General features: G+C 44.3%; 37 protein-coding genes and 2 tRNA genes. 19 read left to right on the plus strand and 20 right to left on the minus strand.

What is annotated here, in order from left to right:
• The first annotated feature begins 189 nt into the window (after window positions 1-189).
• Window positions 190-1,155, plus strand: coding sequence for a tyrosine-type recombinase/integrase (locus H0Z19_RS08455; RefSeq protein ID WP_290725703.1), 966 nt, complete (start codon window positions 190-192; stop codon window positions 1,153-1,155).
• A gap of 2 nt (window positions 1,156-1,157) precedes the next feature.
• On the opposite strand, the gene H0Z19_RS08460 is transcribed toward H0Z19_RS08455, so the two are convergent.
• The 18 genes from H0Z19_RS08460 to H0Z19_RS08545 form a co-directional block, all read right to left on the minus strand.
• Window positions 1,158-2,543: a hypothetical protein gene (locus H0Z19_RS08460; RefSeq protein WP_290725705.1), complete on the minus strand. Its 1,386-nt coding sequence runs from the start codon at window positions 2,541-2,543 to the stop codon at window positions 1,158-1,160.
• Between the two features lie 10 nt (window positions 2,544-2,553).
• On the minus strand, window positions 2,554-3,342 hold the full coding sequence (locus H0Z19_RS08465) for a hypothetical protein (protein ID WP_290725707.1): 789 nt from the start codon (window positions 3,340-3,342) through the stop codon (window positions 2,554-2,556).
• Entirely contained in the window at window positions 3,339-4,448 is a 1,110-nt protein-coding gene (locus H0Z19_RS08470) for a hypothetical protein (RefSeq protein WP_290725709.1), read from the minus strand. The genes H0Z19_RS08465 and H0Z19_RS08470 overlap by 4 nt, the downstream gene beginning before the upstream one ends.
• Complete coding sequence (locus tag H0Z19_RS08475; RefSeq protein ID WP_290725711.1) at window positions 4,445-5,011, minus strand: hypothetical protein; 567 nt, start codon at window positions 5,009-5,011, stop codon at window positions 4,445-4,447. The genes H0Z19_RS08470 and H0Z19_RS08475 overlap by 4 nt, the downstream gene beginning before the upstream one ends.
• Before the next feature lie 114 nt (window positions 5,012-5,125).
• Window positions 5,126-5,374: a capsid protein VP2 gene (locus H0Z19_RS08480; RefSeq protein ID WP_290725713.1), complete on the minus strand. Its 249-nt coding sequence runs from the start codon at window positions 5,372-5,374 to the stop codon at window positions 5,126-5,128.
• A 5-nt stretch (window positions 5,375-5,379) separates the two neighbouring features.
• Window positions 5,380-5,526, minus strand: a complete 147-nt coding sequence (locus H0Z19_RS08485; RefSeq protein ID WP_290725715.1) for a hypothetical protein — start codon at window positions 5,524-5,526, stop codon at window positions 5,380-5,382.
• Between the two features lie 12 nt (window positions 5,527-5,538).
• The gene (locus H0Z19_RS08490) at window positions 5,539-5,691 is read right to left on the minus strand and encodes a hypothetical protein (RefSeq protein WP_290725717.1); all 153 of its coding nucleotides are present in this window, start codon (window positions 5,689-5,691) and stop codon (window positions 5,539-5,541) included.
• 24 nt (window positions 5,692-5,715) lie between these two features.
• Entirely contained in the window at window positions 5,716-6,666 is a 951-nt protein-coding gene (locus H0Z19_RS08495; protein ID WP_290725719.1) for a hypothetical protein, read from the minus strand.
• A 12-nt stretch (window positions 6,667-6,678) separates the two neighbouring features.
• Window positions 6,679-6,900, minus strand: a complete 222-nt coding sequence (locus tag H0Z19_RS08500; protein ID WP_290725720.1) for a hypothetical protein — start codon at window positions 6,898-6,900, stop codon at window positions 6,679-6,681.
• 189 nt (window positions 6,901-7,089) lie between these two features.
• A complete protein-coding gene (locus H0Z19_RS08505; RefSeq protein WP_290725722.1) occupies window positions 7,090-7,230 on the minus strand; it encodes a hypothetical protein in 141 nt (46 codons plus the stop codon).
• A gap of 41 nt (window positions 7,231-7,271) precedes the next feature.
• The gene (locus tag H0Z19_RS08510; protein WP_290725724.1) at window positions 7,272-7,958 is read right to left on the minus strand and encodes an AAA family ATPase; all 687 of its coding nucleotides are present in this window, start codon (window positions 7,956-7,958) and stop codon (window positions 7,272-7,274) included.
• A complete protein-coding gene (locus H0Z19_RS08515) occupies window positions 7,939-8,448 on the minus strand; it encodes a hypothetical protein (RefSeq protein WP_290725726.1) in 510 nt (169 codons plus the stop codon). The genes H0Z19_RS08510 and H0Z19_RS08515 overlap by 20 nt, the downstream gene beginning before the upstream one ends.
• Window positions 8,449-8,551: 103 nt before the next feature.
• Window positions 8,552-9,037 (minus strand): hypothetical protein, encoded by a 486-nt coding sequence (locus H0Z19_RS08520; RefSeq protein ID WP_290725728.1) that lies wholly within the window; start codon window positions 9,035-9,037, stop codon window positions 8,552-8,554.
• Window positions 9,038-9,187: 150 nt separating this feature from the next.
• Entirely contained in the window at window positions 9,188-9,403 is a 216-nt protein-coding gene (locus H0Z19_RS08525; protein WP_290725730.1) for a hypothetical protein, read from the minus strand.
• Between the two features lie 202 nt (window positions 9,404-9,605).
• Window positions 9,606-9,839 (minus strand): hypothetical protein, encoded by a 234-nt coding sequence (locus tag H0Z19_RS08530; protein ID WP_290725732.1) that lies wholly within the window; start codon window positions 9,837-9,839, stop codon window positions 9,606-9,608.
• The gene (locus tag H0Z19_RS08535) at window positions 9,832-10,503 is read right to left on the minus strand and encodes a hypothetical protein (RefSeq protein ID WP_290725735.1); all 672 of its coding nucleotides are present in this window, start codon (window positions 10,501-10,503) and stop codon (window positions 9,832-9,834) included. Before H0Z19_RS08535 ends, H0Z19_RS08530 begins: the two co-directional genes overlap by 8 nt.
• Window positions 10,504-10,798: 295 nt before the next feature.
• Entirely contained in the window at window positions 10,799-11,014 is a 216-nt protein-coding gene (locus H0Z19_RS08540) for a hypothetical protein (RefSeq protein WP_290725738.1), read from the minus strand.
• Window positions 10,989-11,171 carry a ribbon-helix-helix protein, CopG family gene (locus H0Z19_RS08545; protein ID WP_290725739.1) on the minus strand — a complete coding sequence of 61 codons (183 nt, stop codon included), beginning with the start codon at window positions 11,169-11,171 and terminating at the stop codon, window positions 10,989-10,991. The genes H0Z19_RS08540 and H0Z19_RS08545 overlap by 26 nt, the downstream gene beginning before the upstream one ends.
• Window positions 11,172-11,252: 81 nt before the next feature.
• On the opposite strand from H0Z19_RS08545, the gene H0Z19_RS08550 reads away from it, so the two are divergent.
• Window positions 11,253-12,020, plus strand: a complete 768-nt coding sequence (locus H0Z19_RS08550) for a winged helix-turn-helix domain-containing protein (protein ID WP_290725742.1) — start codon at window positions 11,253-11,255, stop codon at window positions 12,018-12,020.
• Between the two features lie 60 nt (window positions 12,021-12,080).
• A complete protein-coding gene (locus tag H0Z19_RS08555; RefSeq protein ID WP_290725744.1) occupies window positions 12,081-12,929 on the plus strand; it encodes a hypothetical protein in 849 nt (282 codons plus the stop codon).
• A 292-nt stretch (window positions 12,930-13,221) separates the two neighbouring features.
• Here H0Z19_RS08555 and H0Z19_RS08560 read toward each other — a convergent pair.
• Window positions 13,222-13,292: transfer RNA gene (locus H0Z19_RS08560), tRNA-Gly, on the minus strand.
• Window positions 13,293-13,440: 148 nt separating this feature from the next.
• Here H0Z19_RS08560 and H0Z19_RS08565 point away from each other — a divergent pair.
• From H0Z19_RS08565 to purF, 3 genes are read left to right on the plus strand one after another with little or no spacing between them, the layout of a single operon-like run.
• Entirely contained in the window at window positions 13,441-13,674 is a 234-nt protein-coding gene (locus tag H0Z19_RS08565) for an LSm family protein (protein ID WP_290725745.1), read from the plus strand.
• Entirely contained in the window at window positions 13,674-13,853 is a 180-nt protein-coding gene (locus tag H0Z19_RS08570) for a 50S ribosomal protein L37e (protein ID WP_010878375.1), read from the plus strand. The genes H0Z19_RS08565 and H0Z19_RS08570 overlap by 1 nt, the downstream gene beginning before the upstream one ends.
• Window positions 13,854-15,227, plus strand: coding sequence for an amidophosphoribosyltransferase (gene purF, locus H0Z19_RS08575; RefSeq protein ID WP_290725748.1), 1,374 nt, complete (start codon window positions 13,854-13,856; stop codon window positions 15,225-15,227).
• On the opposite strand, the gene H0Z19_RS08580 is transcribed toward purF, so the two are convergent.
• Window positions 15,224-15,418: a DUF2116 family Zn-ribbon domain-containing protein gene (locus H0Z19_RS08580; protein WP_290725750.1), complete on the minus strand. Its 195-nt coding sequence runs from the start codon at window positions 15,416-15,418 to the stop codon at window positions 15,224-15,226. The two genes, purF and H0Z19_RS08580, sit on opposite strands and share 4 nt — an antisense overlap.
• Window positions 15,419-15,488: 70 nt before the next feature.
• On the opposite strand from H0Z19_RS08580, the gene H0Z19_RS08585 reads away from it, so the two are divergent.
• The 13 genes from H0Z19_RS08585 to H0Z19_RS08645 all read left to right on the plus strand — a co-directional run.
• Entirely contained in the window at window positions 15,489-16,514 is a 1,026-nt protein-coding gene (locus H0Z19_RS08585) for an NAD(P)-binding domain-containing protein (protein WP_290725752.1), read from the plus strand.
• A gap of 29 nt (window positions 16,515-16,543) precedes the next feature.
• The gene (locus H0Z19_RS08590) at window positions 16,544-16,708 is read left to right on the plus strand and encodes a hypothetical protein (RefSeq protein WP_290725754.1); all 165 of its coding nucleotides are present in this window, start codon (window positions 16,544-16,546) and stop codon (window positions 16,706-16,708) included.
• Window positions 16,705-17,034: a YbjQ family protein gene (locus H0Z19_RS08595; protein WP_290725756.1), complete on the plus strand. Its 330-nt coding sequence runs from the start codon at window positions 16,705-16,707 to the stop codon at window positions 17,032-17,034. The genes H0Z19_RS08590 and H0Z19_RS08595 overlap by 4 nt, the downstream gene beginning before the upstream one ends.
• A complete protein-coding gene (locus tag H0Z19_RS08600) occupies window positions 17,031-18,368 on the plus strand; it encodes an FAD-binding oxidoreductase (protein ID WP_290725758.1) in 1,338 nt (445 codons plus the stop codon). The genes H0Z19_RS08595 and H0Z19_RS08600 overlap by 4 nt, the downstream gene beginning before the upstream one ends.
• Window positions 18,365-19,348 (plus strand): (Fe-S)-binding protein, encoded by a 984-nt coding sequence (locus tag H0Z19_RS08605; protein WP_290725760.1) that lies wholly within the window; start codon window positions 18,365-18,367, stop codon window positions 19,346-19,348. Before H0Z19_RS08600 ends, H0Z19_RS08605 begins: the two co-directional genes overlap by 4 nt.
• Window positions 19,345-20,823: an FGGY family carbohydrate kinase gene (locus H0Z19_RS08610; RefSeq protein ID WP_290725762.1), complete on the plus strand. Its 1,479-nt coding sequence runs from the start codon at window positions 19,345-19,347 to the stop codon at window positions 20,821-20,823. Before H0Z19_RS08605 ends, H0Z19_RS08610 begins: the two co-directional genes overlap by 4 nt.
• Before the next feature lie 39 nt (window positions 20,824-20,862).
• Entirely contained in the window at window positions 20,863-21,651 is a 789-nt protein-coding gene (locus H0Z19_RS08615; RefSeq protein ID WP_290725764.1) for an alpha/beta hydrolase, read from the plus strand.
• Window positions 21,652-21,772: 121 nt separating this feature from the next.
• Window positions 21,773-22,087: a hypothetical protein gene (locus tag H0Z19_RS08620; RefSeq protein WP_290725766.1), complete on the plus strand. Its 315-nt coding sequence runs from the start codon at window positions 21,773-21,775 to the stop codon at window positions 22,085-22,087.
• Window positions 22,084-22,950 carry a hypothetical protein gene (locus H0Z19_RS08625; RefSeq protein WP_290725769.1) on the plus strand — a complete coding sequence of 289 codons (867 nt, stop codon included), beginning with the start codon at window positions 22,084-22,086 and terminating at the stop codon, window positions 22,948-22,950. Before H0Z19_RS08620 ends, H0Z19_RS08625 begins: the two co-directional genes overlap by 4 nt.
• 22 nt (window positions 22,951-22,972) lie before the next feature.
• The gene (locus H0Z19_RS08630) at window positions 22,973-24,415 is read left to right on the plus strand and encodes an RtcB family protein (protein ID WP_290725770.1); all 1,443 of its coding nucleotides are present in this window, start codon (window positions 22,973-22,975) and stop codon (window positions 24,413-24,415) included.
• A gap of 68 nt (window positions 24,416-24,483) precedes the next feature.
• Window positions 24,484-24,582: transfer RNA gene (locus H0Z19_RS08635), tRNA-Leu, on the plus strand.
• A gap of 46 nt (window positions 24,583-24,628) precedes the next feature.
• Entirely contained in the window at window positions 24,629-25,165 is a 537-nt protein-coding gene (locus tag H0Z19_RS08640) for a hypothetical protein (protein ID WP_290725772.1), read from the plus strand.
• Window positions 25,153-25,690: site-specific integrase (locus tag H0Z19_RS08645; RefSeq protein ID WP_290725773.1), on the plus strand; the 538-nt coding region annotated here is incomplete at its 3' end. The genes H0Z19_RS08640 and H0Z19_RS08645, both read left to right, overlap by 13 nt.

The following is a 25,690-nucleotide window of genomic DNA, read 5'->3' on the forward strand; positions in this document are numbered from 1 at the left end:
GGATTGAGAAGTTTCTGGGTGATAAGTTTAAGATGTTATGCACTTAACCATAATTTCCATTCCTTCTTGGAAGAGAAGTTAACAGAATTAACTACGAAAAATTCCCCAATGCGCGGGCCGGGATTTGAACCCGGGCTAACGCCTCGGAAGGGCGTTGTTGGTGAAATAGGAGCAGGAGAAATTTCTTTCGTGCAAAGTATAAAGAACGAAGAATTAAAACAGCTTGCCGAGGAGTTCCTGAGCAGATACAAGAACAAGGAAACGAGGAGAGGTTTTGAAGGGCCGATAAGAACGTTGCTGAAGGAGCTTAACGGTCAGGATCTTGACAGGAGCTTTATGATCTCTTTTAGGGATAAGTGGAGATATGAGCCTTACGGAGAAACGTTATTCAAGAAGCTCAAGGTCTTTTTCAATTGGCTGAAGGAGAAGAAGCCTGAACTGGCTGCTGAAATAGAAGACTGGAGAAACATGCTCAAATGGGAAGGCAAGAAGAAAAAGCAGCTCTTTAGTGAAATGACGAAAGACGTTAAGTGGCTGCAGAACGTTATTGATAAAATCCTCAGCCTGAAGATCAAAAAGGAGAAACTGAACGATACCTTTGCTAAGCTGAGGTTCTTAACCGCTGTAGTATTGCAGGCCACAACCGGCATGAGGCCCTTTGAACTCAAGAAGCTGACCTGGAAACATCTTGAAGACTTTGAAGATCGAGCTTACTTCATCCTGCCGCATGAGATAAGCAAGACTCCTTTTGATAGAGTTCAGCCGCTGACTGATGAAGCTAAATGGCTTCTGAAGGAGCTAAGAGCTGCCTGGAACAGACATGCTAAGAAGCTGCAGCTTAAAGGTGATGTAATCTTTCCGTATAAGGAAAGTAGGAAGGTTATCGACCTGCTGAAAAAAGAAGGAGTAGATTTCACCCAGGAGGATCTCAGAGATTTTGCCACTACCATGTCCACCAACATTCTGGGAGTTCCACCGGCCCTTGAGGCTGCAATAGCCGGCCATCAAACTGACAAGTGGAAACTGGAATTGGAAAGCTACATCCACATGCATCCGAAGGATCTTGCTGCTGAATATCTCAAATTCTGGAATAACGTTAAGATTCTGACGGACAGGCAGAAAAAACATGTTGAAAAAATCAAAGAAAATTTTTAATTTTACACCTCCGCATACCAGCTAACCTTGACATTGTCAGTTCCACTTGCTGGAGCTGACGAGTAGTTGATGTAGATGTAAGTGTCGTCAGCCGTAACGTAGAAGTCTCCTGCTGCGTCTGCTGTCATTGGTGTTACTAAGACTTTTGAAGGTGTTGAGACCAAGCTGTGAGCAATTGAGAATTGAGTCTTTGAGCCGTCTCCGCTGAAAGTGGCTGTGCCTGAGTTTTCGGTTAGGTAGCCGATGTTTCTGCGAACAATTGTGTTTGCTCCTGCAAAAGATATACCTCTTGTAACATTACCTCTAACATCATTGTTGACTATTATATTGTAGTCACAGTTGCTCTCTTCTACAATGCCGTATGTTTGCGTGCCATCAATGTCATAGCATCTGCACCCAATGACTTTTATTCCAGAGCATCCAGTCGAACCATATAATCGAATTCCATAAGGATTCCCAGTCGCATTAACCTGTCCATTGTTGTAGCTATTTGCATATATCTTGGAGTTTACAACATTTGCAAGAGCTATTCCTTGTTCTTCATTGTTTCTATAAGTCCCATATATGAACACGTCTTCCGCATTATTCCCAGTGCTTTCAAGTCCTTTAACAATTATTCCTCTGTAATTATTTTCTGAAACAACATCTACCACCACGTTTTTTACTGCACCATTTACTGTAGATAAGTCAACACCATTTCCTGTTCCATTCTTAACTATTCCTTTGAAGTAAATGTTACTACCACCATCTATCTTAACACCGCTATGTCTTTCTGTTTTTCCAAACCCGTCTACAATGAACTTGCAAAATACATCATTTGATAAAGTCAGTCCTACAGCAGTCCAGCCTATATCTTCCTGAATTGTAAAAATCTTGGCTGTATTACATGAACTTAAGTGAATGCCATGATGCCATGTAGACTTTACTTTTGCACGTATCTTTATATTTTGACAATTATATAGATATATACCCCTGCTATCTGCCGTCTGGTTTAATCTGTTACCATCAAGCTCACCATATATCTCTATATCTGTCTTTGAATCTGCTGTAATCATGTGTTTATTTACACCATCTGCAAGCCTAATCTTGCCTATTACTTTGAATATTGTATAACTATCTAAAACTAATGAGTTATTAATAACGAAATCTCCAATCAGAGCAACTTTCTCCTTCCAACTCCTATTCGGTGTCAACGAATCCAATGCTTTCTGTATCACTTCCGCATCGTCCACTCCTGCTTCTCCATCTGCTATCTTCCTACCCTTGTGATTCTCTGCTATTACTGAATCTCCTTCCTTGTAAACGATAGCTGAATAAGGCTTAACCTCGTAAACATCCTTAATCTTTCCCGGTTCCTTATGAATTCCGGAAAAAGGAATTTGGACCATCTTCACCACCTCACTTTGCAGCTAAGATAAGCGTAACAGTATCCGTTCCGCTCGTTCCTGCAGCTGCAGAGCTAAGCTTAATGTAACGGAAAGCCGTTTGAATTGTAGCTTTGTATTCAGTTTCAGTCGATGAAGACGTGTAGTAAGTAACCCAGTTCGTTCCGTCATTGCTGAGTTCAACCTTAAAGGTTGTTGCCGTTGTTGCTTCAGCCCAAATCGTTACGGTTTCATGGCCTTTTGTATCGAGCTGGATACTTTGATCAACGCTTTCATCAGCTTCTATTAGTTGCTCATAAACCTGCTCTTCTCCAAGTAAAGCATCTCTCAGAGCTGAAAGAGTTATATCAAGCTTCGCTAAAATGTCTGAAGCTGTTGTTTCAGTTGCCAGGCCAACATCCTCAGCCTTCAGCCTAACCCAAAGAGCATTTCCGGTCTCGTAGATTGCTTTCCAGTCATCAGCAGCATCATCGTAACCGTAAACCTGGGCCTTCTCAACTATTGCGTTAATGGTTCCGATTGTTCCGCTTACCGGCAGCCTGGTATTGCTGCAATAGGCCTTGAAGCCTGACTGAGTTATGCGGTCCCTCAGCTGCTGCCATACATGAGGTTTGCAGATTATGATGTATTCGTAAAGGTCAGCCATCAACGTGTCGGATTTGATGTATTTTAGCGGAAATTCGTTAAGGAGGTTTTCAAGGGCTGTAGTATAGGATGTTGAAGTGTAAACAAAATAACCTTCCTCAGCCTTAAGGGCCTCTTTAATTTCCTTCAAAAGCTGGATCATCTCCTCATCCTTCATATTCTACCAAACCCCCTTACATAACTCACATGCTCCTTAACAACAACCTTTGGAGATTCAGACGAAGATTTTCTTATGTGATAACTTGTAGGCCTGGTTACCCTGGATCTGCTTGAAGTTCTGGATCTGCTGCTCGAAGACCTTCCTATATAATAGCTCGTTGGCCTCGTCACTCTTGGCTTTGAGGTTGTTCTCTTTGACCTTGATCTATGGCTTGAAGATCTCCTTATGTAGTAACTCGTAGGCCTGGTTACTCTTCTTTCAGTTCTTTTTGGTGTTGTAGGCCTTGCAGCTGCAGGAGCTGCCAGGCCGGCAACTGTTGGAATTCCGACTCTTGCTATGTTTGGAAGCCTTGAGATTAGTCCAGCTCCCAAACTTGCAGCTCCTCTAAGCAGCCCTAAACCACTTGCTACTAATGTTCCAGTCCCTAAAACGGCTGACACAGGCCCTTTAACGGGCTCAGGTAGGGGAAGGCGTCTCTCAATAAATTCAGGCAGGTGGACGAATACATCCTGAACGGTCCCGGGATCATAATGCCTATACATTTCCGGAGTTATTGTTATTGTCTCTACAGGTCCTGGTTTCGGTTCCGATTTAGGAACTGGTTTTCTAACCTCTACGTTGATTTCTTCAGGTGTTGGAGCTGGAGTTCCTCCTGATGGTGGTTTAGGTTTCTTTTCTTTTGGTTCTCCTCTTCTTGGAAATGGAATTACAATTGGCAATGGGATATCTGGGAATCCTCCTCCTTGGTCTCCGTCCCCATCTCCTCCAGTATTATCTGGGCCAGTTTGATCTCCAGGACCTTGATTATCCCAAGGGCCTGTTTGGTCATAGGTCCATTGATTATCTGGCCATGAATAATTTGGCTGGCCTTCTCCTTCATACAATCCCTGACCGGTCAGATAAGGATCAAGGAGTAGTTTATTCCTATCCAGCCAGCTTGAATAATCTTCAGTAGCATAAGGGCTTTCCTGCTCTTCCTCTTCCCCTCCAAACGGGCCACCTAAGTTTTCAGCTCCAAGCTTCCTTCCAACTCTTGGCATTAAGAAGTAAAGGAGTAATGCAGCAGCTCCAAGGCCAATTAAGATTTTTTCCTTCTTCTTCATTTCTTCTTACCTCCTCCTGTGGCCATCAGGATAAGGGCCAGAGCAATAAGGGCAATTCCTCCAATCGGCAAGGCAAGAGTCCAGTCAAATCCCTCAGTTTCGTGTTTGGTTCCTGGTGGAGTTATGAAATCGGACCATTCAGGGACATAAGGCAGGCTGAAGCTATAAGGTTGATACCCTGGTTGCTGTGCTGATCTCAGCATGTTCAAATACTGCTTGTAGAGTTCCATTTCTTTGGCAGCATTTTCAAGGGCCATCCTTTCAGCTTCAATGGCCTCTTTCATTTTCTCAACTTGATTATAGAGGCCGAATCCATGCCTGATCTCTTCAATCCCTCCTCCAACACTTTCAAGGCCAGTTCCTACAAATTTAGCTCCAAGACCAACTCCTGCTAAGGTTAAAGGCCATTTAATGGCCGGATACCTCAAGACTTTTCCACTATATTCTGCAACTTTGCCAAACTGGAATAATCCTGGCCTTCTTGCTATTCTTACAATTGGCCTTTCTATTTCCTTAAAAAATGCTGGAATTCTCCTTAAAAGTGATCTTGGAATCCTCGGCATGATCTCACCTCTTCAGGTAATAAAGCAGGGCAAAAGCTGCCGCTATAATCGCAATTTCAACAGCCTTATGCTCCAGGATCGTTTTCAACTTTTCAGGAGTAAACAAATCCCCAATCATTTCTTCCTACCTCCTTTTTTCTTCTTCTTTTTCTTCCTAAAACCTCTCAAAGTGATGGCCAGATTGATGGCCTTAACCAGGCTGGTGTTTCCAGTCCTTTCAGCTCTCTTCTTCGCTTTTCTGAGATAGGAAAGCTTGATCTTGCCTTCCTTGGTGAAGGCCTTATTTCCGAACAACCGTTTAACGTAACGTCTAACCCTGCCGGGCCTTTCAATTGCTTCCTGGATCCACTTCTTTCTGGCCATGAGGATCAACCCCTGGCCCTATCAACCTCAGATTTGGTTGCTTTGCCAACGATCTTAAGCCGGCCGTTCTTCAGCCTCTTGGCCTTCATCCAGCATTTGGCCCTGCTATTATAGAAGTAAACGTATTTCTTCCCAACAACTTTCTGAGACATTCCAACCACCTTTTAAATCCCCAACAATCCCCTAACTTCGAAACCGGCCAGACCGGCAACTATAGCTATTACTATTCTCAAAAGCTGCCCATTGTGACCTTTTTTAAGAGCATAAAGCTCCATTAGGGTAATGCAACCTATAGCTGCCAGGGCCTCCATGGTCATCTTGACCCTCCAAAAAAATGGAAGTTAGACGATCTCCCTGTGGTAAAGCACAACCTGGCCGGTTGCGGAAGTGTTGGCCTTGAACTTCACATCCCCCGATTTCAGTCCCCTGGTGTCGAGGCCACCCATCTTGAACTCTGCATCATAGATGGTTATGCCGTCAGGCAGGGATTCCATGTCATACATCCTCTTGTCCTCTGCCCTGCTCTGCTTCCAGGTTATCTTCTCAAGTATGACATCAACAGGCGAATCCTGCTTTATCTGGAAGGCCTCGATTACCGAGTTGCTAAGGGCATTGCCCGAATCGTAGGCAAATATGCCTATCTTCTGAATGATGTTTCCAACGTCAAGGTCCACCTTGTAGGTGTAGCTGGTGTAGGTAGCATCAATTGCTTTGGCAACTTCAATTTCGTAAACCTTTCTCAAGTTGCTGAGGATCTGCTTCTCTTCGGAGCTGCTGACATAAAGCTCCTTTACGGTTGTTTCAATCTGGTTGGTTCCTGAGAAGCTGAGGTCTGCATCTATGTCAGCCGGATCACCCATCTCAACATAGACGTAGAAGCTCGAAGTCAGATGGGCCGGCACAACTGCATTAAGGTCCCATTCAACAACAGGATCAACGGCGAAGATTATCGGGATTTCAAACTCGAAGGTCTTGGTCTCTCCTGCTCCAATTGATGTTGGGATGTTGGTATAGGTCTTGGTGTTAAACGTGAAGTAGTCCATAAGGAATTTTCTGTAAGCGTTCACGTCGATAAGCGTATCTCTACCGTTGACAACAACCCTCAACCTCTCCAATAGGCTTATGATCTGTGACTCGGTAACTGAAACTGCAGAAGATCCGCCATTTTTGATGTTCATCGTCACGAAAAGGTCAATCTCCTTGATGAACCTGTCCCTTGGGATTTCGATAGCCACAGTTTCCCCTGCTGAAAAGCTTTCAACCGTGTCAAGCGTCTTATTGCCAAGCCTCATTGCCATCCCTCCTTAAGGAACAAACCTCTTTGCAAGATCCATCACAACAGGAACAAGAGCACCTGCGGCAAGCTGTGTTCCCATACTTCCCTTAACTCCAAAAAGCCCGATTCCCACCATTGCAGCCGTTCCGATCAGGCTGTTGCCGGTGAACTTTCCAATATACTCTGCCCCTAAAGCTCCAGCCACAACAAGAGCTGCGGTTTTTCCTGCCGTTACAACCTTATCCTGCATTCTACCACCTCCTTAGCTCTTTTCCTCTCCAAACGTGGCCGTAACAGCACGGACTAACACCCAGAACGTGAAAGCCGCCCAGGGTGTAGCCCATGCCACCAGGCCAGCCGTCACTACGTCCATTTCAACCACCGAAAAAAGTTAGATTCAGAAGTATATAAAACGGGGATAATGAAGGGATATGTTTCGTTATTCTACATTGCCCTTCATCATCTTTCGATATGTCTTAATCAGGTAAAGAATAACCTTATTGTAACTGACGTCTTCAAAACCGTATTCTTCTTTTAGCTTCTCCCTTATCTCCTTCTTTAATTCATCCAGCTCCTTCAAAGTTTTCCGGGTAACTGAAACGGATAAAGAAGCCATAAAAATCACCCATAATGCGGAGTTATCCTCTTAATCTCATGAGCCTTGATAATTCTCCATTCTCCTGTTTGGTGGTTGTATTCCAGAACGTCGTGCTTCTGGAGCTGCCGGTTTATGTTCTCGAATTCAGGGATCATTCTGCTGATGTAGTTGATGTCCTGCGGAATGAACCACTTGAAGATATATGTCCGATCACATTGACTCCAAACCAGTTTGCTGAAGTCCTGGATTCTCTGAGTTGTGAAGATAACGGATAGGCCTTTACCTCTTCCTTCTCTAACTAACAATTCAACAATAGGATCTAATTTCCATTGACTGGCTAGATGATGGGCTTCCTCAATAACTATAACCAGGTTTCTATCATTAGAATAAAGAATTTCCAGGAGCATTTCATATTTCTCCATAAGCTCATCGGTTGTTGTCCGGTCAGAAGGATACATTATTAAGAAATCTTTGCTTAAGGCTCTATACCAGTTGTAGGCCTTCCCCGGCAGGATCTTAACTTCATGAACATCCCTGAGATCTGCCAGGCCCCTTAAGTTATCCTTCTTGGTATCCAGAACTATAAACCTCCTCCTCTGTCTTCTCAGCTCCTCACAAATAAAGCCGGTGAAATAGCTTTTACCGGACCCTGTAACCCCTGCAATCAGCCAGCGGAAGTTTCCAGGTAAATCAAGATCCCCTGCCGGCATAGAACGTATTAACGTCAAAATTTACCGTTGATTCCAGGTTCTCCACATCTGCTGTTGTTGGAACTTCAGGGATCTCCTCTTTTTCCTCCTGCTTCTCCTCTTTCTTCTCCTTCTTGGCCCTGGCCTTAACCTGTTCGATCTTCATCCAAGCAACAGTTCCAACCATCATTCCGACAGCAGCCAGGCCGATCAGAGGATGATCAACCGGAACTGAAGGCATGTAGTAGTCAATGACTTTAACAACAGCTTCTCCAAAGCCAAGTTCCTCAATCTCCTCAGGTTTAACCTTATCCTGTTCTCTAACCGGAACCTGGTATTTCTCCCCTGTAAGCTGAATAATCCGGTTGATGAAGAAGGCCGTTCCTTTATCAATCACTTTTGCAAAGGGCTTTAGGGCTTCCTCAGTCTTAACTTCCTTCTGCTCCTCTTCCTGCTGTTCCTCTTCAGGCTTTTCCGGTAAAATAAATTCTTGTGTTAGATCTTCCCCCATTTACCTCAACCTCCTTATAACAAAATCAACCTCAAACTCATCCTCCAGGATAAACCGGCCTTTGATCTCCTTCTTTGCCTTCAAATAGGATTCTATTAGGGCCTTAAGGATGGCGTTCAATCAGATCCCTCCAGGCCGGGCTTATCCCCTTATCCTCCTTCTGCTGCTCTTCCGGCTTGGGAACAGTTCTAAGGAAAAGCCACCAGTAGGCAGCAAAGGCAACAGCAACAACAGCTCCACCGATAAGGAGCAGGTTGGTTATCTTCCAGCCCTGCTTTTTATCCTCTTTCTTCTTCTCCTTTTTGGCCCTTTTCTTGGGCTTCTTCTCGATTATGGGTTCCCCGGTTATGTCTTTGGTCAGGTCCTTATCAGGTTCAGGAGCAGGTGATGAATCCGGTTCCTGGAATTCATCAGGTGATTCATCATTCATCTCAGGTTCATCATTGGCCTCAACCGGTTCTGGTTCCGTTTTCTCCTCAGTTATCTCCTCAACACGGAATTTTTTACAGATGGGGCATTGTGGTCGTTTAGCTCTTGTGGCCCATTCGTGGCCGCAGTTCAAACACCTAACCCGTCTTAACTCATTCATACTCATTTCTGTTCGTTCATATTATTTAAACCGGGGATAATGTTACATTGCCCTTCATCATCCCCGGTATGATGAATTTCATCATCTCTTTTTCAGATCTTCCAGATGCTAGGAAGGAGTTTTTTAATCTTCTAAAAAATAAGAAAAAAGTTACTCTTCTACTGTTTTTGGAGGCTTCCATTCTATTCTTTCAACAAATATGGCCCAATAGGAGCTGTCTGGAAGAGTTATCGCCGGAATTTTTGCTCCGCATTTGGGGCATTCAAATATGAACCAAGAATCAAATTTATTTATCAATTTGGCTTCACGGTTTATACTTCCGCAATTCATACAAACAATATATTCAGAGACCAGAACTTTCTCCATAATATCACCTCAGGTCTTATCTTTCAAATCAACCTCAACGTGGAGGCAGTTAGGGCACAACCAACCAACAGCTCGAAAAGTAGCAGTCTTGCAGGACTGGAACTTCATGTAGATCCTCTTCATCTTACTGCTGCAACTTGGGCAATTTTTATGTTTACCCCTAGTTTTTCCGCCTAAATTCCTCTGGTAAAACAGTATAACGTTATTTGGCATCATTACCCTCCTTTGCTTTTTCCCAAAACGGTCTAAGGTCAAATCCCATTTCCTTAAGCTCTTTGACAATGTCCTCCAGGAGAGAAACAATCAGATTCTCGATGTTGCCCTTTCTCAAACACTTTGCAGCTTCAGAAGCTTCTTCATACAACTTTCTATCTACGTGGATCGTAAGCCTGACAGGAGTATTACTAATGTTCTTATAATCGTATATTTTAGGCATGTTTATCCCTCATTGCCTTCCTTGCAATAGAACGGACTACCTTTTTACTCAACTCAACTCCAAAGTCCTCTACTTTTTCTTTGATTTCATCCAGAGAATCGCCAGCTTCAAGCCTTTCAGCGACGTATTCTTTCAATTCGGACTTTTTCTCTTTCTCTTTAGTTTCTTCTTCATGTGCGAAGGTTTCCTTGTAAATTCCGTATTTCTCCCTTAACTCCTCTTCAGAGATGAATTTGCCGAGGTAGTTGAGGATTCTATCCGTATTAACCTTAAGAATCCAATCGCTGTTGGCCTTTATTGGCTTCAAAGTCTTCACGAAGTTGCCTTGTATTAAAAAATCGTGCAGATACTTCTTCACCGTTCTTTTATCTATTCCGTAGTAGTCGTTTATGAAGAGCTTAATCTCGGAATACAGAACCTCTTTAGGATAGTTTTTGAGCAGCCATACAAGTAGTTTAAGGTGCTTCTTGTTTGGTTTAGAAATCATGTGTTCAAATTCTTGTATGTGTGTTGGCTGAGCATCTTTAAGGTAAGAGTCTAATGCTCTTGATATTTCATCACCAAGATATTTATGTAGAGTACCGTATTTGGAAAATACGTAGTTCTTGAAAGCATCCCAAATGTCTGAATCCACATAGATGTAGATTTTTACTTTTTGAGACATTTAGAATCTCCTCCTTGGATTACCAAAAATGCATCTTGGCTGCCAACTTGCATTTTTTTAAAGTAGATTTTTGTAAGTTGGTTGCTTGGCTGCCAAGCTTGGCTGCTTAGCAGCCGATTTGCAAAATATAGATATAGATATAATATAGAGTTAATGCATCTTGGTTGCCAACTTGCAACATTTGAACCTCTGATAAAAATTTTAGGGGCTTCTTTTGGTGTAGTTATAGGTCTGTTTCTTCGGAGAGAACACACATGTTTTGCAACATGCATGAAGTCCAGAGTCTTTACTGTTGTCATAGGTATTTCTCTTTCAGTTCTTCCAGTTCTTCCCAGAACTCCTTAGCTTTAGGAAACATGTCGATGTCGATGTTATCCAATGTTGCTCCGACATCCAAAATAATAGCTCCTCTGATGTATCCTTCCAGATCGTAGCCGGCCCATTCGCAGAATCTCTTTAAAAACTCGACAAGTTCGGCAGGCAACTCAAGACTTATTTTCCTGGACTCCATCCACATTCACCTCCCTAACGGTTTCAACCCCATATTTCGAAGCCAATTCGTCTATGGCTCTTCTAACTATTTCAGAGGCGTTATTTGTGCCGAGAATTGCTTTTAGCCGTTCTATTTTGTCAAGATAGGCTTCTGGGATCGAGAAAGAATACCTCATCTTCTCACCTCCTTTCTGTAAAGCACTTTCCGTAAAGTAGTTTCCCAAAAGGTTTATAAATTTTTCGGATAAGTTCCAGATATGGTTGATAAAAATGATGAAACAGATGGAGTAGTAAAGATAGATTTAGAAACTGGAGAAACTGAATTCATACCATTGGATGATTCTGGGTTGGAAATTCTTGCATATTTGTATTTTAAAACATCAGCATCTTTCTCAGAAATACAGAAAAAAACTAATCAATCATCCAAAACAACTTCTATTCAGCTAAAGAAATTAGAATCAAAAGACTTAGTAAAAAAAGAGCATAAATATGTCATTACAGAAAAGGGGTTGGAAATTTTAGAATTTTTTGTAAAAGAGGACCTTAGACCGGATCCAGATTACGATTCTAAAAAATGGCAACGACTAAAGAGAGCAGAAGAGGATTTAATAACGATTGCAAAAGAGCTTGGCAAAGGAGGATTAAAGTTAGAAGATGTTGGTAATCTGGATGTTAGATGGTATTCTTTGGTCATGTTGGAAAAAGGAAAATACATAGAGATTACCGAAAAAGGAGAAATAAAATTGAATATTGCAAGTTCCGACCGGATTCATTCCGCTATTAAAATGCGTATTCAGAATGTATTGGCTCTTTTGAATGCCATGCAAAAAATTCTAGCCAATGAAGAGAAATTCAATAGCAAAATTAATTTGATACTGGAAAAAATATATCGTTCATCAATCGAGATTGACAAGCTTTTCAAGGCCATAAGACTCTATAAATTTGTTACAGAACAAGAGGATCTATTAAAAATGCGTGAAAAAGCGCTAAAAGAATTGCATGATATTCTTGAAGATCTTAAGTAACATAAAACATAAAAACGATTAAACTAGATAAATAGAGGAAAATTCTTAAAGGTGACTAAAATGAGCAGATGGACTAGTTTAATGTTCCTAGTTATTTTCATCGCATATCTACTCTTCAAAAGAGGATACTGGGACGATGTTCAAAATACCTTAGAGCAGATTGTTGATGAATTGAACTGGGTTTTTCTAGGTAAAGGTAAGCCTCCAGAAGAAAGAGAAGAGGCAACAATCATAACAACGACTACAGTTACAATCCAAGTCTCAAACTCCAAAATCACCAAAATTAAAGAATTGCTGGAGGAATACCACAAAACCCATACTTATTCCCTTCCTGATTTATTTGTTTGTGAAGATATGGCTATAGAATTTTGGAACATTCTTGAAACAAACGGATTTAACGCAAAAATAGCAGTAGGAAATATAGACAAAGAAAATGCTGATATTTCGGAGTATAACCATGCATGGGTTTTGGTTGAAGTTGAACCTTTCAAATACCTGGCATGTGAAGTAACCGGTGGTTATATAGTTTATTATGAGAATAACCCGAATTATTACAAATACCCGAGTTTTGACAATCCTGCAGAATTCAAGAAATTTCGTCAACTGAGAGAAAAATATTTTGAGATATTGTGGGAATTAGAGAATTTAAAATCAAGGTATAACTATGTTTACAATGAATATAAGCAAGCTGTTTCTGAATATAACGACATGGTGGATTACTGGAATAATTATTGTGCTGGAAAGCCACTATATTACGATTCATGTTTAGAATACAATAGGAGACTGGAAGAGAAATCTAATGAAGTAAATTATCTTAAAGGGGTTTTAGATTCTCTCAGTTACCAAATTCAGGAAGAAGAAAACAATTTGAACTCTTTGGTATCTCAAATAGAGGCATTATACACATAACCCAACCTAACCCCTCCACATCCCCCCTTTATATACCGGGACAACAAAAGTAAAATTATGCGGACAGAAACCCATGTGTCTGGACAAAATAAATCATCCTCAGAGCCGAGAAAACGGAAAACAAAGCGGAATAAGCCGAGATTGCATATTACCCTTGATAAGGACGTTTACGACTGGTTGAAGAAAACGACGCCAAACGCCTCCAAATTCATAAACGAGCTTTTGAAAAGTGTAAAAAATCAAACCGGGTTCTATACTATGATTATAGCCCCAACGGAGGGCTATGCCCGGATGCACGGGCCGGGATTTGAACCCGGGCTAACGCCTCGGAAGGGCGTTGTCCTACCGCTAGACTACCCGCGCTTGGTATTGCATTCTACTCATGGTTAAAAACGTTTTCGATGAGTGTTGGGGCTTTGAATTCTCCACTATCCAACAAAATTTAAGTTCAGCGATATTTTTAAATAACTCCTCCTGTAACGAACCTTAGATAATTCTGGAGGGGAAGAAGATGCCACCAAGACCATTAGACGTGCTAAACAGATCCCTGAAGTCCCCCGTCATCGTAAGGCTGAAGGGGGGTAGGGAATTTAGAGGAATGCTGGATGGGTACGACATCCATATGAATCTCGTCCTGCTGGATGCTGAGGAAATTCAGAATGGAGAGGTTGTCAGAAAAGTTGGAAGTGTGGTTATAAGAGGAGATACTGTAGTTTTCGTTTCTCCGGCACCGGGTGGTGAGTGATGTCGGACGGTACGGCTGCAATGGGTAAAAAGGGCAGAAAAAGAGTCCACATAAGGTGTAGAAGGTGTGGAAGGCACTCATTCCACAGGAGAAAGGGTTACTGTGCAGCATGCGGGTTTGGAAGAAGCAAGAGGCTTAGAAGCTACAACTGGGTTAGGAAGAAAAAGAACAGAACGTAAATGTGTGGTGTTGTAGGCCTATACCACCCCAATGGGGAGCTTGCTCCCCGACTCACATACTATTCTCTCTTTTCACTTCAGCACCGCGGTCAGGAGTCAGCAGGAATAGCATCATTCGACAACCACATCAGGCAAAAGAGAGGGATGGGTTTAGTAACCGAAGTTTTCAACGATGAGGACTTCGAGCTTCTTGCAGGCAGGTCGGTAATCGGACACGTCAGATACTCAACAACAGGAAAATCAAAGCTTGAGAATGCACAGCCATTCGTCGTCAAATCTAAAGCGGGATATATAGCCGTTGCCCACAACGGCAACCTCGTCAACTACGTCCAGCTTAGAAATGAACTCGAAAATGAAGGAAGAGTTTTCACAACAAACTCAGATACGGAGGTAATTTCACAACTACTGTCAAAGTTCCTAATCGAGAAGAAAGATATCACACACGCCCTCGAAAGGCTGAATGAATCTCTCGTGGGTAGCTACACTTTAACCATGCTCTTTGACGATGCAGTTGTTGGCTTCAGAGACCCTCTTGGTTTCAAACCGCTCTGTGTCGGCAGGATTGATGAGGGATATATAGTATGCAGTGAAAGTTGCGCAATTGACGCCCTCGGAGGAAAATTCATAAGGGATGTAAAGCCGGGAGAGGCAGTGATTATCAGAGATGGGGATATCGAATTCGTGAAAATTGCCGAATCTGAAAGAAAAGCCGTCTGCATTTTTGAGTATATTTACTTTGCTCGTCCTGATTCGATAATTGATGGTGTAAGCGTTTACAGGGCAAGAAGTGAAATGGGAAAGGTTCTGGCGAGAGAATCTCCAGCGGATGCCGATTTCGTCTCCGCAGTTCCGGATAGCGGGATCACAGCAGCAATAGGTTATGCTCAGGAATCTGGACTGCCATACTTCGAAGGACTAATAAAGAACCGATACGTCGGCAGAACGTTCATAATGCCTGCTCAAAGCCTTAGAGAGGCATCGGTGAGGCTTAAGGTAAACGTCGTAAGGGAGAACGTGAAGGGAAAAAGTGTTGTTCTGGTGGACGACAGCATAGTTAGGGGCACCACCTCAAGAAGAATCGTGCAGATGATAAAAGAGGCTGGGGCCAAAGAAGTGCACATGAGAGTCGGCAGTCCCCCGATTATAGCCCCATGCTACTTCGGAATAGACATGAAATCGAGAGAGGAGCTGATTGCAGCCAATCACACTGTAGAAGAAATAAGAGAAATCTTTGGAGCAGATAGCTTGGCATACTTAAGCCTGGAAGGTCTGCTTGAGGCCATTAAAAGGGCTGGTGGAGGCAGGGATTACTGCTTGGCCTGCCTGACCTCCAGATATCCTGTCCCGGTACCAGGAGAAGAGTGTGTATGCTAATGCTGTAAATAAGGCAGCCACATCATCAGGAGCAGCAAAATCAGAATGGCAAACATCAGTATCATGAAGTTCCTCTGCCTCTTTCTCTCCTTGTTTAGAATTTCTTCACATTCACTGCTGCAAACCTGCTGATCAGGCTCGATAGCTTTGCCGCAAACCACACAGTGTCTGTGAGGGACGATGCCTGGCATGAAAGAAATACGAGAGGTGCCATATAAACATTTTCAAAAAGTTTTTCTAATTTTGATTGAATCTTAATGCATGATTGTGTCAATACTCGGAGCGGGTGCGATGGGTTCAGCCCTTTCCGTACCGCTTGTTGATAACGGCAATGAAGTGAGAATCTGGGGGACTGAGTTTGATAGGGAGATCTTACAGTTGGTTTCAGCAGGTAAAGAGCATCCGAGACTTGGTGTCAGGCTTGAGGCTGTCAAATTCTTCTGGCCTGAGCAGCTTGAGGAATGTCTTGATAAATCAGAAGTCGTTCTGCTTGGAGTCAGCACGGAAGGTGTAATTCCTGTCATGAATAAAATTCTCCCCTACCTCAACGACCAGTTCCTGATTTTGATTTCAAAGGGTCTTATCGATTATGATGGAGAAATCTTGACGGTTCCCGAAGCCGTATGGAGGCTGAGTAAGGATTTAAGGGAAAAGACTGTTGCAATAACGGGACCTGCAATTGCGAGAGAAGTAGCAAAGCGTATGCCAACCAAAGTCGTCTTCAGCAGCGTGAACATTGATGCTGCAAAGGAAATGAAGCGAATTTTTGAGACGAAGCACTACGGCGTTGAAGTTTCTAAAGACATAATTGGTACGGAGATCACCTCTGCTCTGAAGAACGTCTACTCAATAGCGATTTCTTGGATAAGGGGATATGAGAGTGTTCACAACGTAGAGATGAGCAATGCAAAAGGAGTTATAGCGACAAAGGCCATTAACGAGATTGCGTCCTTCATACATCTCCTTGGTGGTGATAAGATGACAGCTTTTGGCCTCTCAGGGTTTGGAGACTTAATTGCTACTTTCAGAGGTGGAAGGAACGGGATGCTTGGAGAGCTGCTCGGCAAGGGTTATACGGCTGAACAGGCACTTGATGAGCTGAAAAGGAGAGGCGTGGGAGTTATAGAGGGCTACAGAACGACTCTTATGGCTTACAAGCTGCTAAAAAAACTGGAGTCAGAGGGTAAAACCAACGAGGAGCAATTCCCACTGCTGAAGAATATCTACCAGGTTCTGTACGAGGGCAAAACCATTCTGGCGGTGCTTGAGGAGCTGATTGTAGGATAGTTTTATATCCTTCTCAATTCATTCAAATTATGGAAAGCCACGTTAAATGGGGGCTTGGTTTTATCGTGGTTGGAGTTATTCTTGAGATTACTCTGCCTTTCCTCTTCATTCTGGACACCGCTCTAATAGCTATAGGAATTGCTCTCATACTTTTTGGTGGGAGGGACAAGAAGGTAGAGGAGGTGAGAGAATGATTGTTACAACCACAGAATTTGTTCCTGGCTACGAAATTGAGGAGGTTCTCGGAGTTGTATTCGGAAACACTGTAAGGGCTAAGCACATCGGAAAAGACATTCTTGCTGGCTTGAAAAATATTGTCGGAGGAGAAATTGAGGAATACACCGAAATGCTCAGAGATGCCAGAATAGAGGCTCTAAACAGAATGGTGAATGAGGCTAAGAAGCTCGGCGCCGATGCCGTTGTTAATGTCAGGTTTACCACATCGCAGACGACGGCTGGAGCGGCGGAGTTGCTTGCTTACGGGACTGCTGTGAAACTGAAGGCGGTGGGGAGTAGATGATAGAGAAGGCGGTTGAGGAGATAAAATCGGCTGGAGTGGAGATCTCAACAAACATGGAAGATAGAATAGCCTACTGCAAGGACTACAATCCCCTGCACCTTCCGAAGCTTCTGAAAAAAGAATTCCCCGCTCTACCACATGCTGCCGCATTCCCGAAAACAACAGAGGAGGTGTCAAAAGTCCTTCAGGTTGCAAACGCCTACGGTGTTCCTGTTTACGTCTTTGGAGGAGGGAGTGGTGTTATCGATGCCGCCACGCCTTATGAAGGAGGAATAGCGGTTTCAACGCTTGGTCTTGACTTTGTGGAGATTGATGAGGAGAATATGCTCGTCAGAGCGGGAGCAGGGGTTGTTGGAGGGAGGTTGGAGAAAATCCTCAACCATCGCGGCTTTACGCTCCGCCACTCTCCTCAAAGCCTTTACTGCTCCACTGTCGGAGGATGGGTTGCCACAGCGGCGAGCGGGCAGTTCTCAACCGGCTACGGGAACATCGAGAACCTACTCATCTCGCTTACTGCAGTGCTGCCGGATGGAGAGGTTGTTGTTGAAAGGGCAACGCCAAGAAGGGCGGGGCCGGACTTAAAGCGAATTTTTGTTGGGAGTGAGGGATTGCTTGGCGTTGTGACTGAAGCCGTGATGAAAATCTTTCCTCTCCCGGAGGAGTTTCTAACGCTATCGGTGGAGTACGAAGGTATTGGAGATGCGGTAAGGGATGCAAAAGCCCTTATGCAGCTCAAACCTGCACTGATGAGGATTTTTGATGATGAAGAGAGTCTGAGGTACTTCGACTCGGAATCATTCACACTCATCGCGGTTTTTGAAGGAAAAGGTGCTTCTGCAAGGCTGGAAGAGGCTAAAAAAGTGGTGAGTGGAGAGGTGGTGGATGGAAGAGCCGAAAAATGGCTCGAAAAGAGGTTTGATGTGTCGGATATAAGCAGAATCGTCCCTCTCGGATTCATTTTCGATACCATAGAGGTTGCCTGCTTCTGGAGGGATGCCGAAAAAGTCTACACGGAGGTTTTAAAGGCGATAAGAGGTGTTGAGGGGACTGTGACTGCCTCAGCCCACGCCTCTCACTTCTACGAGAGCGGTTTGTGCTTCTATTTCACATTTGCCGGACTGCCGGCTGATATCGAGAGCTACTACGAGGAGGTGTGGAGGAAAGCCGTTGAGACCTCGCTAAGGAACGGGGGGAACCTCACGCACCACCATGGCGTGGGGAGGTTGAGGAAGAGGTGGCTTTCTGCCGAGATTGGAGGCTATTATCCTCTTCTCAGGGACTTAAAGAGCATTCTTGACAGAAGAAACATTTTGAACAGGGGGGTGATGCTGTGATAAATCCAAAGGTTATTTCGAGAATTCTCGCTAACACCGACTTGAAGACAAAGATGAGGCTTGCAAAAGTTGTACCGAAGCTCGGAAAGGCAGATGAAGTTACGAGGTGCATGCTCTGCCCTAACATGTGCCTTCATGTCTGTCCTGTTTTTGATGCTGAGAGAAGGCTTACCGTCTCACCTTCCGTAAAAGCGAGGCTCGCATACCTTGGTGAGACGGATGATGCAATTTACCACTGCCTTCCGTGTGACGCATGCAAGAATGCGTGTCCAATGGACATTAGCGTTAACGATAACCTGAGAGCCTTCAGGGGAGGGGAACTTGCTCTTAAGGCAATTGAGAAGTTTGAGAAATCGATAAAAGTTCAAACTGAGGAAAGGGAGGGTAGAATTCTTTACTTTCCCGGTTGCAGAACTTTTGAGAGCGACCTTTTCGATACAACAGTTGAGGTTCTGGAGAAGCTCGGTGTTGACTTTGCCTTAACAAACGTGGACTGCTGCGGAATGCCTTACTACGAGCTTGGATTGATTGACAAATTTAAGGAAAAAATTGCAAAGCTAAGGCAGGCAGCATCGAGATACGAGGGAGTTATCAGCAACTGTCCGCACTGCGTTCACGTGATGAGGGAAAATGGCATTAAGGCTGCCCACATTCTTGCTGTTCTAAAGCCCGTCAAGATTGGAGGGGATGTATCCTACCACGATCCGTGCATTCTTGCAAGGAAGCTTGATGTGGTAAAAGAGCCAAGAAAACTGCTTGCAGAGATGGGTTTTGAGGTTCATGAGCCAGTATTCAGCGGAAAAGATACCCACTGCTGTGGTTATGGTGGAGTTTACAGATACGTCGCTCCCGATATGGCCGAGAAGGTTGCGGAGAGAAGGAGAAAGCATTTTGACTATGAAATCGTTACCGCTTGCCCCTCCTGTAAGATGGCTCTCAAGGGGAAGGATATTATCGAGCTAATGGCTGATGTCCTATGATAGGAGTGATTGATGCCGGAACCACGACGATAAAGCTTGCCGTTTACGATGAAGGTAAGCTTGTGGCTCTGAAGAAAGAACCAGTGGTCAAGCACAACCCCAAACCAGGCTGGGTTGAAATAGATGCTGAAGATCTGGCGAGGAAATGTCTGAAGTTCGCGGATATCGCTATTGATGACTACAACGTTGAAGCTATTGCCATCACCAACCAGCGAACCACGGCAGTCCTATGGGATGGCAAGACTGGCAAACCGGTCTTTAACGCATTGGGATGGCAGGATATGAGAGCAGATGCCTTGGCGGAAGAAATGAACAGAGATTCGACCATAAGAATGGCAAGAACAGCGGGGATGATTGCCAGAGGCGTTGTAAAATTACTTCCAACGCTGAAGAACAGAAGAAGAGTGAAGTGGTTCATAACACTCTCCCGCCTTTCCATCCGACCAAACCACACCAGTGTAAAGCTCTGCTGGATGCTCAGAGAGCTTGGGGAGAAAAAGGAGAGGTACGATTTGAAGGCCGGCACTGTGGATAGCTGGATCGTTTACAGGCTTACCGGAGAGCATCTAACCGACTACTCCAATGCTGCTGCTACTGGCCTTTATGACTCCTACTATTTGAGATGGAGCGAGCCAATTCTCAAAATTGTTGGGGCTGATAAAGAAATGCTCCCAGAAACTCTTGAGAGTGACAGAATCTTTGGAGAGTACAGAAATGTACCGGTGACTGGAGTTATTGCCGATCAGTCCGCATCCCTTTACGCGCTTGGTTGCTGGGAAGAAGGAGATTTGAAGGCAACAAACGGAACAGGGACGTTCGTTGACCTAAACGTCGGCGAGGAGCCAGAAGCATCTCCCGGAGGTTTGCTTCCATTAATCGCTTGGAAGCTTAAATCGGAAATGCGATACATGCTGGAAGGGATGCTCTTCTACAGCGGTTCTGCCGTGGAAAAGTTGAAAGAAATCGGCATCTACGATGACGTGTCGAAGACGTCTGAGATGGCGTTTAAGTCCAAGAATGAGGGCATGCTGCTGATCCCTTCCTTTACCGGACTTGCGACACCACACTACGTTTCCATCCCCGGCCTTCTTTACGGCATATCAAACGCCATGATGAGAGAGGACATCGTTAAGGCTCTTCTTGAATCCATAGCCTTCAGAATTGCGGAGATTGTGGAAATAATGAAAAAGGAGTCTCCAGTGGAGCTAGAGAGGATTAGATGCGACGGGGAGATGTCGTCCAACGACTTTTTTCTGCAGAGAATAGCAGATGTCACTGGAATCCCTGTGGAGAGGGGAGCAATACTTTCCGGAACGTCGTTCGGTGCACATCTCGTTGCAGGTAGGGCGATAGGAAAGTGGAAGAAGGACTTCTGCATGCCATTTAGCGATGTTTTCGAGAGAAGAGAAGATGTCGGGGACAAATATCAGAAATGGAAAAAGCTGTTGGACATCGCCATGAAGATAAAACTTTAGTGGAAACTTTTATAAGTTCAACAAATCCACTAATTAATCATGCCATATGTTATGAATGGTGGAGTGAATGTTTACTATGAAGTGGAGGACGGTGCTGAACTTCCTCTCGTTTTCGTTCACGGTTGGACTGCGAACATGAACTGGTGGAAAGAGCAGAGAAGTTATTTTGCGGGAAAATACAAAATGGTGTTTGTCGACAACAGAGGTCACGGAAATTCTGACAAACCGCTTGAATATGAACACTACAGGTTTGAAAACTTCGTGTCTGATCTTGATCTCGTTGTTAAACATGCTGGGCTGGAAAGATTTATTCTTGTCGGACATTCCTTCGGCACAATGATTTCGATGAAGTACTGCGTTGAGCATCCCGAAAAGATTCTCGCACTCATCCTCATCGGTGGTGGAACTAAAATCAAAGCCCTCCATAAGCTCGGTTATCCGTTTGCGAAACTCTTTGCCACCCTATCATACAAGAGGTCGGCAGATTTCGTAAGCAAACTTGCCGTCGGAAAGAAGGCTGGGGAGGTTAGAGAGTGGATACTGGATCAGGCAATGAAATACACACCGCCATATTCAGCAATGAATACTTACAAAACGTTAACGACTGTCGACTTGAGGGATGACGCGAAAAAGATAGATAAGCCTACTCTGATTATCGTCGGTGAGGAGGATGCTCTGCTTCCCGTAAGCAAATCGGAAGAACTTTCAAGGATGATTAGGAACTCAAAGCTAGTGGTTGTAAAGAACGCAGGACATTGTGTTATTCTTGAGAAGCCAGAGGTTGTCAACAAAAGCATAGAGGGATTTGTCAGTAAGCTCACAGGTTAACGTAACATTAATATATGGAAGGCTGATAACAGGTGTCATGAGGCCTTTTGGAGTTACCATATTGGCAATACTGGGCTTCATAGGGGCTATTGGTTGCTTTGCTATGGCAGGCATTTTTGCAATGGTTGGCCAGTATATCCCACCAAGCGAACTTGGTGGAGCCGCACCGCTGGTTAGTCTGCTGATGACAGTCGGTAGCGTCTTATTCGTTGTCTTCGGACTGATTAATCTGGTTGTTGCATACGGGCTCTGGAAAGGGGCAAGCTGGGCGTGGTGGATATTCCTGATTCTTCTTGCACTTGGTATTGTCTCGTCGCTGTTCATGCTGCCTCAAGGGGGTGTCGGGATAGCCCAGGGGATTATTGGAATAATAATAAACGGCATAATCATCTACTACATCACCCGTCCGCATGTAAAGGAGTACTTCGGAGTATGAGATGGGAGGTTATCAGAGCAGGATGGGAAGCCTGGAGAAGGTATCCAGTCACAGCAATACCGTTCATATTACAGGGAGTGTCAGTCATCGCCGCTTCCTTTCTAATTTTTTTAGGTGTGGTTTATGCCATAATCCCTGAGCTTCCCGAAATCATTCTATCTGGTAAAATCTCAGAGAAACCTGAAGAGGCAATAGAAATCTTCGCAAGGATTGCTGAAAACATCGAGCTACTAAGCCTACTTTTCATTTTGTGGCTGTTGCTGGTTACCGCAATAAATACACTCTTCAAAGCATGGTGGATTAAGCTCTGCAACGATGCTCTTGAAAACGTTGCAAACCTCCAATTGGCCTTCCAACATGCCAAATCCCGGTTTCTTCCCCTGTTTGTTTACGAGTTAATCTTTGCGATAATAGCTGCAGTGGCATTTTTCCCCATAATTAACTTGGCAGCAGAAATCTTTGAGAATCTCGATACAATCAGTAAAGAAACGGAAATGATTGTCTACTATGGGATATCTTTCCTTTTATGGACCATCCTGCTTGCAATTCTCGTGGCCACTCTCTCTTTCCTTTTCACTTTTGTGCCCTATGCGATCGTTATTGACGGTGAAAAAACGCTATCGGGAATAAAAAAGGGCATTAAAGTGCTAAGACGGAACATTGCCGATACCGTGATTATGTGGCTTCTCGTGGGTCTTGCAGGCATGGCTGGCCAAGCTCCTGTTCATCTCCTTAAATTTCTCGGATTCTGGGGGACAATAATTGGCTCCACAGTAGCGGTAATAATAGGCTGGGTTGTAGTTATGCCAATCACGACCTGCTGGTGGGTTGAACTGTACAAATGGAAGAGTAAAACAATTTAAACACTTTGACAAATCGGAAAACATGGAGAACGTTTTGAGGAAGATTACGGATTATAAGTGGGAATTGCCAAAAGGTTACAAGCCCGGAATGAGGGTTCCCGCTTACTTCTACATAAGCAGGAAGCTGATGCAGATTCTTGAGAAAGATGCTGTTGAACAGGCTGCAAATGTAGCGACAATGCCGGGAGTACAGATGGCATCCTTGGTGATGCCCGACGTTCATGTTGGCTACGGCTTCCCCATAGGGGGTGTTGCGGGATTTGATGTTGAAGAGGGTGTGGTCTCCCCTGGTGGAGTTGGCTTCGACATAAACTGCGGTGTAAGGCTTTTGAGGAGTAACCTGAAGGTTGATGAGGTTAAGCCCGTAATAAGAAAACTCATCGACGAGCTTTTCGTTGCAGTGCCATCGGGAGTGGGCAGTGAAGGCAGATTGAGAGTTAGCGACAGAGAGCTTGACGAGATTTTCGTTGAAGGGGCTAAATGGGCTGTGGAGAACGGCTACGGTTACAAGAGGGATTTGAAGCACTGTGAAGAGAGCGGAGCGATGGATGGAGCAAGACCTGAGGTTGTGAGCAAGAAGGCGAGGGATAGGGGCAGGCCACAGCTTGGCACTCTGGGCAGCGGAAACCACTTCCTTGAGGTGCAGTACGTGGACAAGATATTCGACGAAAAGGTGGCGAAAGCATTCGGACTGGAAGAGGGAATGGTAACGGTAATGATACACTGCGGTAGCAGAGGTTTGGGACATCAGGTATGCACGGACTTTCTTGAGGTTCTTGACAGGGCCGTAAGAAAGTACGGAATCAAGCTGCCAGACAGACAGCTTGCATGTGCACCGATAAACAGCAGGGAGGGGCAGGATTACTTTGCGGGAATGGCTGCCTCGGCAAACTACGCATGGTGCAATAGGCAGATTATCGCCCACTGGACTCGCGAAACCTTCCAGAAAGTAATGGGAATGAGTGAAGAAGACCTGGGAATGGAGCTTGTTTACGATGTTGCACACAACATTGCCAAGTTCGAGGAGCACAGAGTTGACGGCAAGAAGATGAAGCTCTGCGTCCACAGGAAAGGTGCTACGAGGGCTTTCGGGCCAGGGCTAAAGGATGTGCCTGATGACTACAGAGAGCTGGGACAGCCCGTGCTGATCCCTGGAAGCATGGGAACGCCCAGCTACGTTCTTGTTGGGACTGAGAAAGCGATGGAGGAGACATTCGGCTCAACCTGTCACGGCAGCGGGAGAGTGATGAGCAGAGCGGCGGCAAAAAGAAAGCTGAGAGGAAACGTGGTCAAGCAGAACCTTGAAAAGAAGGGCATATATGTTAGAGCCACTCATGGAGCACTACTGGCTGAGGAGGCTCCCGAAGCTTACAAGCTGAGCGACGATGTTGTTGATGTTGTCCATCGAGCTGGCATCTCAAGGCTTGTCGCAAGGCTGAGACCGCTAGGTGTAGCCAAGGGTTAATTTTTTAATTTACAATTACCAAACACCAGCAGTAAAGTTGATAAGCTGATTCATCCATGCTTTCATAAGCGGGGGTTGCCGAGTGGCCAAAGGCGGTGGACTCAAGACCTTAAAGGGGAGAAATCCACTCCCGTAGGGGTTCGAGGGTTCGAATCCCTCCCCCCGCACTAATTTACCGGTAAGTTATAAATATAATCAAGGCTATCTGTTATTATGCCCAAACCAAACCGAGGTAAAACTGAGACCGTCAAGAAGCGAGCCATATACGTTTACCTTCCGTCAGAAGAGATGGTCGAAGAGTGGAAGCGAATTGCAAAAGAAAGAAAAATGTCCATTTCTAAGTTCGTGACCGAATGCGTCCAGGAATCACTTTCGAAAGATGACTCAGATTTCATTTCAAGAAAAGAGCTTCTTGAAAAAGTCAAAAAGCTTGAAGAGGAAAATAGAGAACTTCTGAGAGAAAACAGAATGCTCAAAAATCTCGTTGAAAAGCTTGACGAAGAGCTTAAGATTTACAGGGCTAAGCCGTTCCTTGAAAGTGAATTCTCTGGGTTGAGAGAGTTCTCTGAAGAGCTGATAGACTTATTCAAGAGGAGAAGACAGGTCGATTATGACGAACTTTACTCCCTGCTGAATGTTGATCCAATAAGAGACCAGGAACTGGTCAGGAGCTACATAAAGCAAATTGAGCGCTTAGAACAGTACGGTCTAATTGAGAGCACTGGGAGGGGCTGGAAATGGAAGCTCTGAAACAGATATCCCTTCTGGAGGCATTTAGGGATGACTGCATCAACAGGGGGATGACTCCAGAGAGTATAAGAAGGTACATCTCATCCCTCAGGACATTCCTAGCATGGCTTGATGAAAGAGATATTGATGTAAAACACGTTGACAGGTTCGTATTGAGAGAGTTCCTTTCCTATCTCAGAAGCAAGGGGCTAAAACAGAAAACACTTGAGAACTACTTCTCAGCAATTTCCAGTTTTTACGACTTTCTACAATATGAGAACGTCGTCAATGGTAACCCCGTAATTCCTGTCAGAAAGAGGTACCTAAATCCCTACAAGAAAAACAAAAATTCTGAGAGGAGAGTTCTGACGGTCAAAGAAGCCAGTCTTCTCGTTAACTCGATACCTTACATAAGAGATAAAGCAATCGTTCTCCTGCTATTGAAAACAGGAATCAGGAGAGGTGAGCTAATATCAATCGACGTGCAAGATATTATGGTTCTGAGCAAAACTATTTATACCAAAAATAACAGACCAGCTGCATGGG

It is taken from the genome of Archaeoglobus sp. (assembly GCF_017656475.1).
In the GTDB taxonomy this organism is placed as follows: domain Archaea; phylum Halobacteriota; class Archaeoglobi; order Archaeoglobales; family Archaeoglobaceae; genus Archaeoglobus.

Coding starts and splice junctions, on each gene's coding strand:
- H0Z19_RS08475 (WP_290725711.1), bottom strand. CDS start 5,011: ATGCCGAGGATTCCAAGATCACTTTTAAGGAGAATTCCAGCATTTTTT.
- H0Z19_RS08515 (WP_290725726.1), bottom strand. CDS start 8,448: ATGGGGGAAGATCTAACACAAGAATTTATTTTACCGGAAAAGCCTGAA.
- H0Z19_RS08625 (WP_290725769.1), top strand. CDS start 22,084: ATGAGATGGGAGGTTATCAGAGCAGGATGGGAAGCCTGGAGAAGGTAT.
- H0Z19_RS08585 (WP_290725752.1), top strand. CDS start 15,489: ATGATTGTGTCAATACTCGGAGCGGGTGCGATGGGTTCAGCCCTTTCC.
- H0Z19_RS08590 (WP_290725754.1), top strand. CDS start 16,544: ATGGAAAGCCACGTTAAATGGGGGCTTGGTTTTATCGTGGTTGGAGTT.
- H0Z19_RS08530 (WP_290725732.1), bottom strand. CDS start 9,839: ATGCCTAAAATATACGATTATAAGAACATTAGTAATACTCCTGTCAGG.
- H0Z19_RS08600 (WP_290725758.1), top strand. CDS start 17,031: ATGATAGAGAAGGCGGTTGAGGAGATAAAATCGGCTGGAGTGGAGATC.
- H0Z19_RS08480 (WP_290725713.1), bottom strand. CDS start 5,374: ATGGCCAGAAAGAAGTGGATCCAGGAAGCAATTGAAAGGCCCGGCAGG.
- H0Z19_RS08610 (WP_290725762.1), top strand. CDS start 19,345: ATGATAGGAGTGATTGATGCCGGAACCACGACGATAAAGCTTGCCGTT.
- H0Z19_RS08630 (WP_290725770.1), top strand. CDS start 22,973: ATGGAGAACGTTTTGAGGAAGATTACGGATTATAAGTGGGAATTGCCA.
- H0Z19_RS08570 (WP_010878375.1), top strand. CDS start 13,674: ATGTCGGACGGTACGGCTGCAATGGGTAAAAAGGGCAGAAAAAGAGTC.
- H0Z19_RS08540 (WP_290725738.1), bottom strand. CDS start 11,014: ATGGAGTCCAGGAAAATAAGTCTTGAGTTGCCTGCCGAACTTGTCGAG.
- H0Z19_RS08535 (WP_290725735.1), bottom strand. CDS start 10,503: ATGTCTCAAAAAGTAAAAATCTACATCTATGTGGATTCAGACATTTGG.
- H0Z19_RS08555 (WP_290725744.1), top strand. CDS start 12,081: ATGAGCAGATGGACTAGTTTAATGTTCCTAGTTATTTTCATCGCATAT.
- purF (WP_290725748.1), top strand. CDS start 13,854: ATGTGTGGTGTTGTAGGCCTATACCACCCCAATGGGGAGCTTGCTCCC.
- H0Z19_RS08460 (WP_290725705.1), bottom strand. CDS start 2,543: ATGGTCCAAATTCCTTTTTCCGGAATTCATAAGGAACCGGGAAAGATT.
- H0Z19_RS08640 (WP_290725772.1), top strand. CDS start 24,629: ATGCCCAAACCAAACCGAGGTAAAACTGAGACCGTCAAGAAGCGAGCC.
- H0Z19_RS08525 (WP_290725730.1), bottom strand. CDS start 9,403: ATGGAGAAAGTTCTGGTCTCTGAATATATTGTTTGTATGAATTGCGGA.
- H0Z19_RS08465 (WP_290725707.1), bottom strand. CDS start 3,342: ATGAAGGATGAGGAGATGATCCAGCTTTTGAAGGAAATTAAAGAGGCC.
- H0Z19_RS08545 (WP_290725739.1), bottom strand. CDS start 11,171: ATGAGGTATTCTTTCTCGATCCCAGAAGCCTATCTTGACAAAATAGAA.
- H0Z19_RS08565 (WP_290725745.1), top strand. CDS start 13,441: ATGCCACCAAGACCATTAGACGTGCTAAACAGATCCCTGAAGTCCCCC.
- H0Z19_RS08495 (WP_290725719.1), bottom strand. CDS start 6,666: ATGAGGCTTGGCAATAAGACGCTTGACACGGTTGAAAGCTTTTCAGCA.
- H0Z19_RS08490 (WP_290725717.1), bottom strand. CDS start 5,691: ATGACCATGGAGGCCCTGGCAGCTATAGGTTGCATTACCCTAATGGAG.
- H0Z19_RS08550 (WP_290725742.1), top strand. CDS start 11,253: ATGGTTGATAAAAATGATGAAACAGATGGAGTAGTAAAGATAGATTTA.
- H0Z19_RS08485 (WP_290725715.1), bottom strand. CDS start 5,526: ATGTCTCAGAAAGTTGTTGGGAAGAAATACGTTTACTTCTATAATAGC.
- H0Z19_RS08620 (WP_290725766.1), top strand. CDS start 21,773: ATGGTTGGCCAGTATATCCCACCAAGCGAACTTGGTGGAGCCGCACCG.
- H0Z19_RS08510 (WP_290725724.1), bottom strand. CDS start 7,958: ATGCCGGCAGGGGATCTTGATTTACCTGGAAACTTCCGCTGGCTGATT.
- H0Z19_RS08615 (WP_290725764.1), top strand. CDS start 20,863: ATGCCATATGTTATGAATGGTGGAGTGAATGTTTACTATGAAGTGGAG.
- H0Z19_RS08520 (WP_290725728.1), bottom strand. CDS start 9,037: ATGAATGAGTTAAGACGGGTTAGGTGTTTGAACTGCGGCCACGAATGG.
- H0Z19_RS08580 (WP_290725750.1), bottom strand. CDS start 15,418: ATGCCAGGCATCGTCCCTCACAGACACTGTGTGGTTTGCGGCAAAGCT.
- H0Z19_RS08500 (WP_290725720.1), bottom strand. CDS start 6,900: ATGCAGGATAAGGTTGTAACGGCAGGAAAAACCGCAGCTCTTGTTGTG.
- H0Z19_RS08470 (WP_290725709.1), bottom strand. CDS start 4,448: ATGAAGAAGAAGGAAAAAATCTTAATTGGCCTTGGAGCTGCTGCATTA.
- H0Z19_RS08595 (WP_290725756.1), top strand. CDS start 16,705: ATGATTGTTACAACCACAGAATTTGTTCCTGGCTACGAAATTGAGGAG.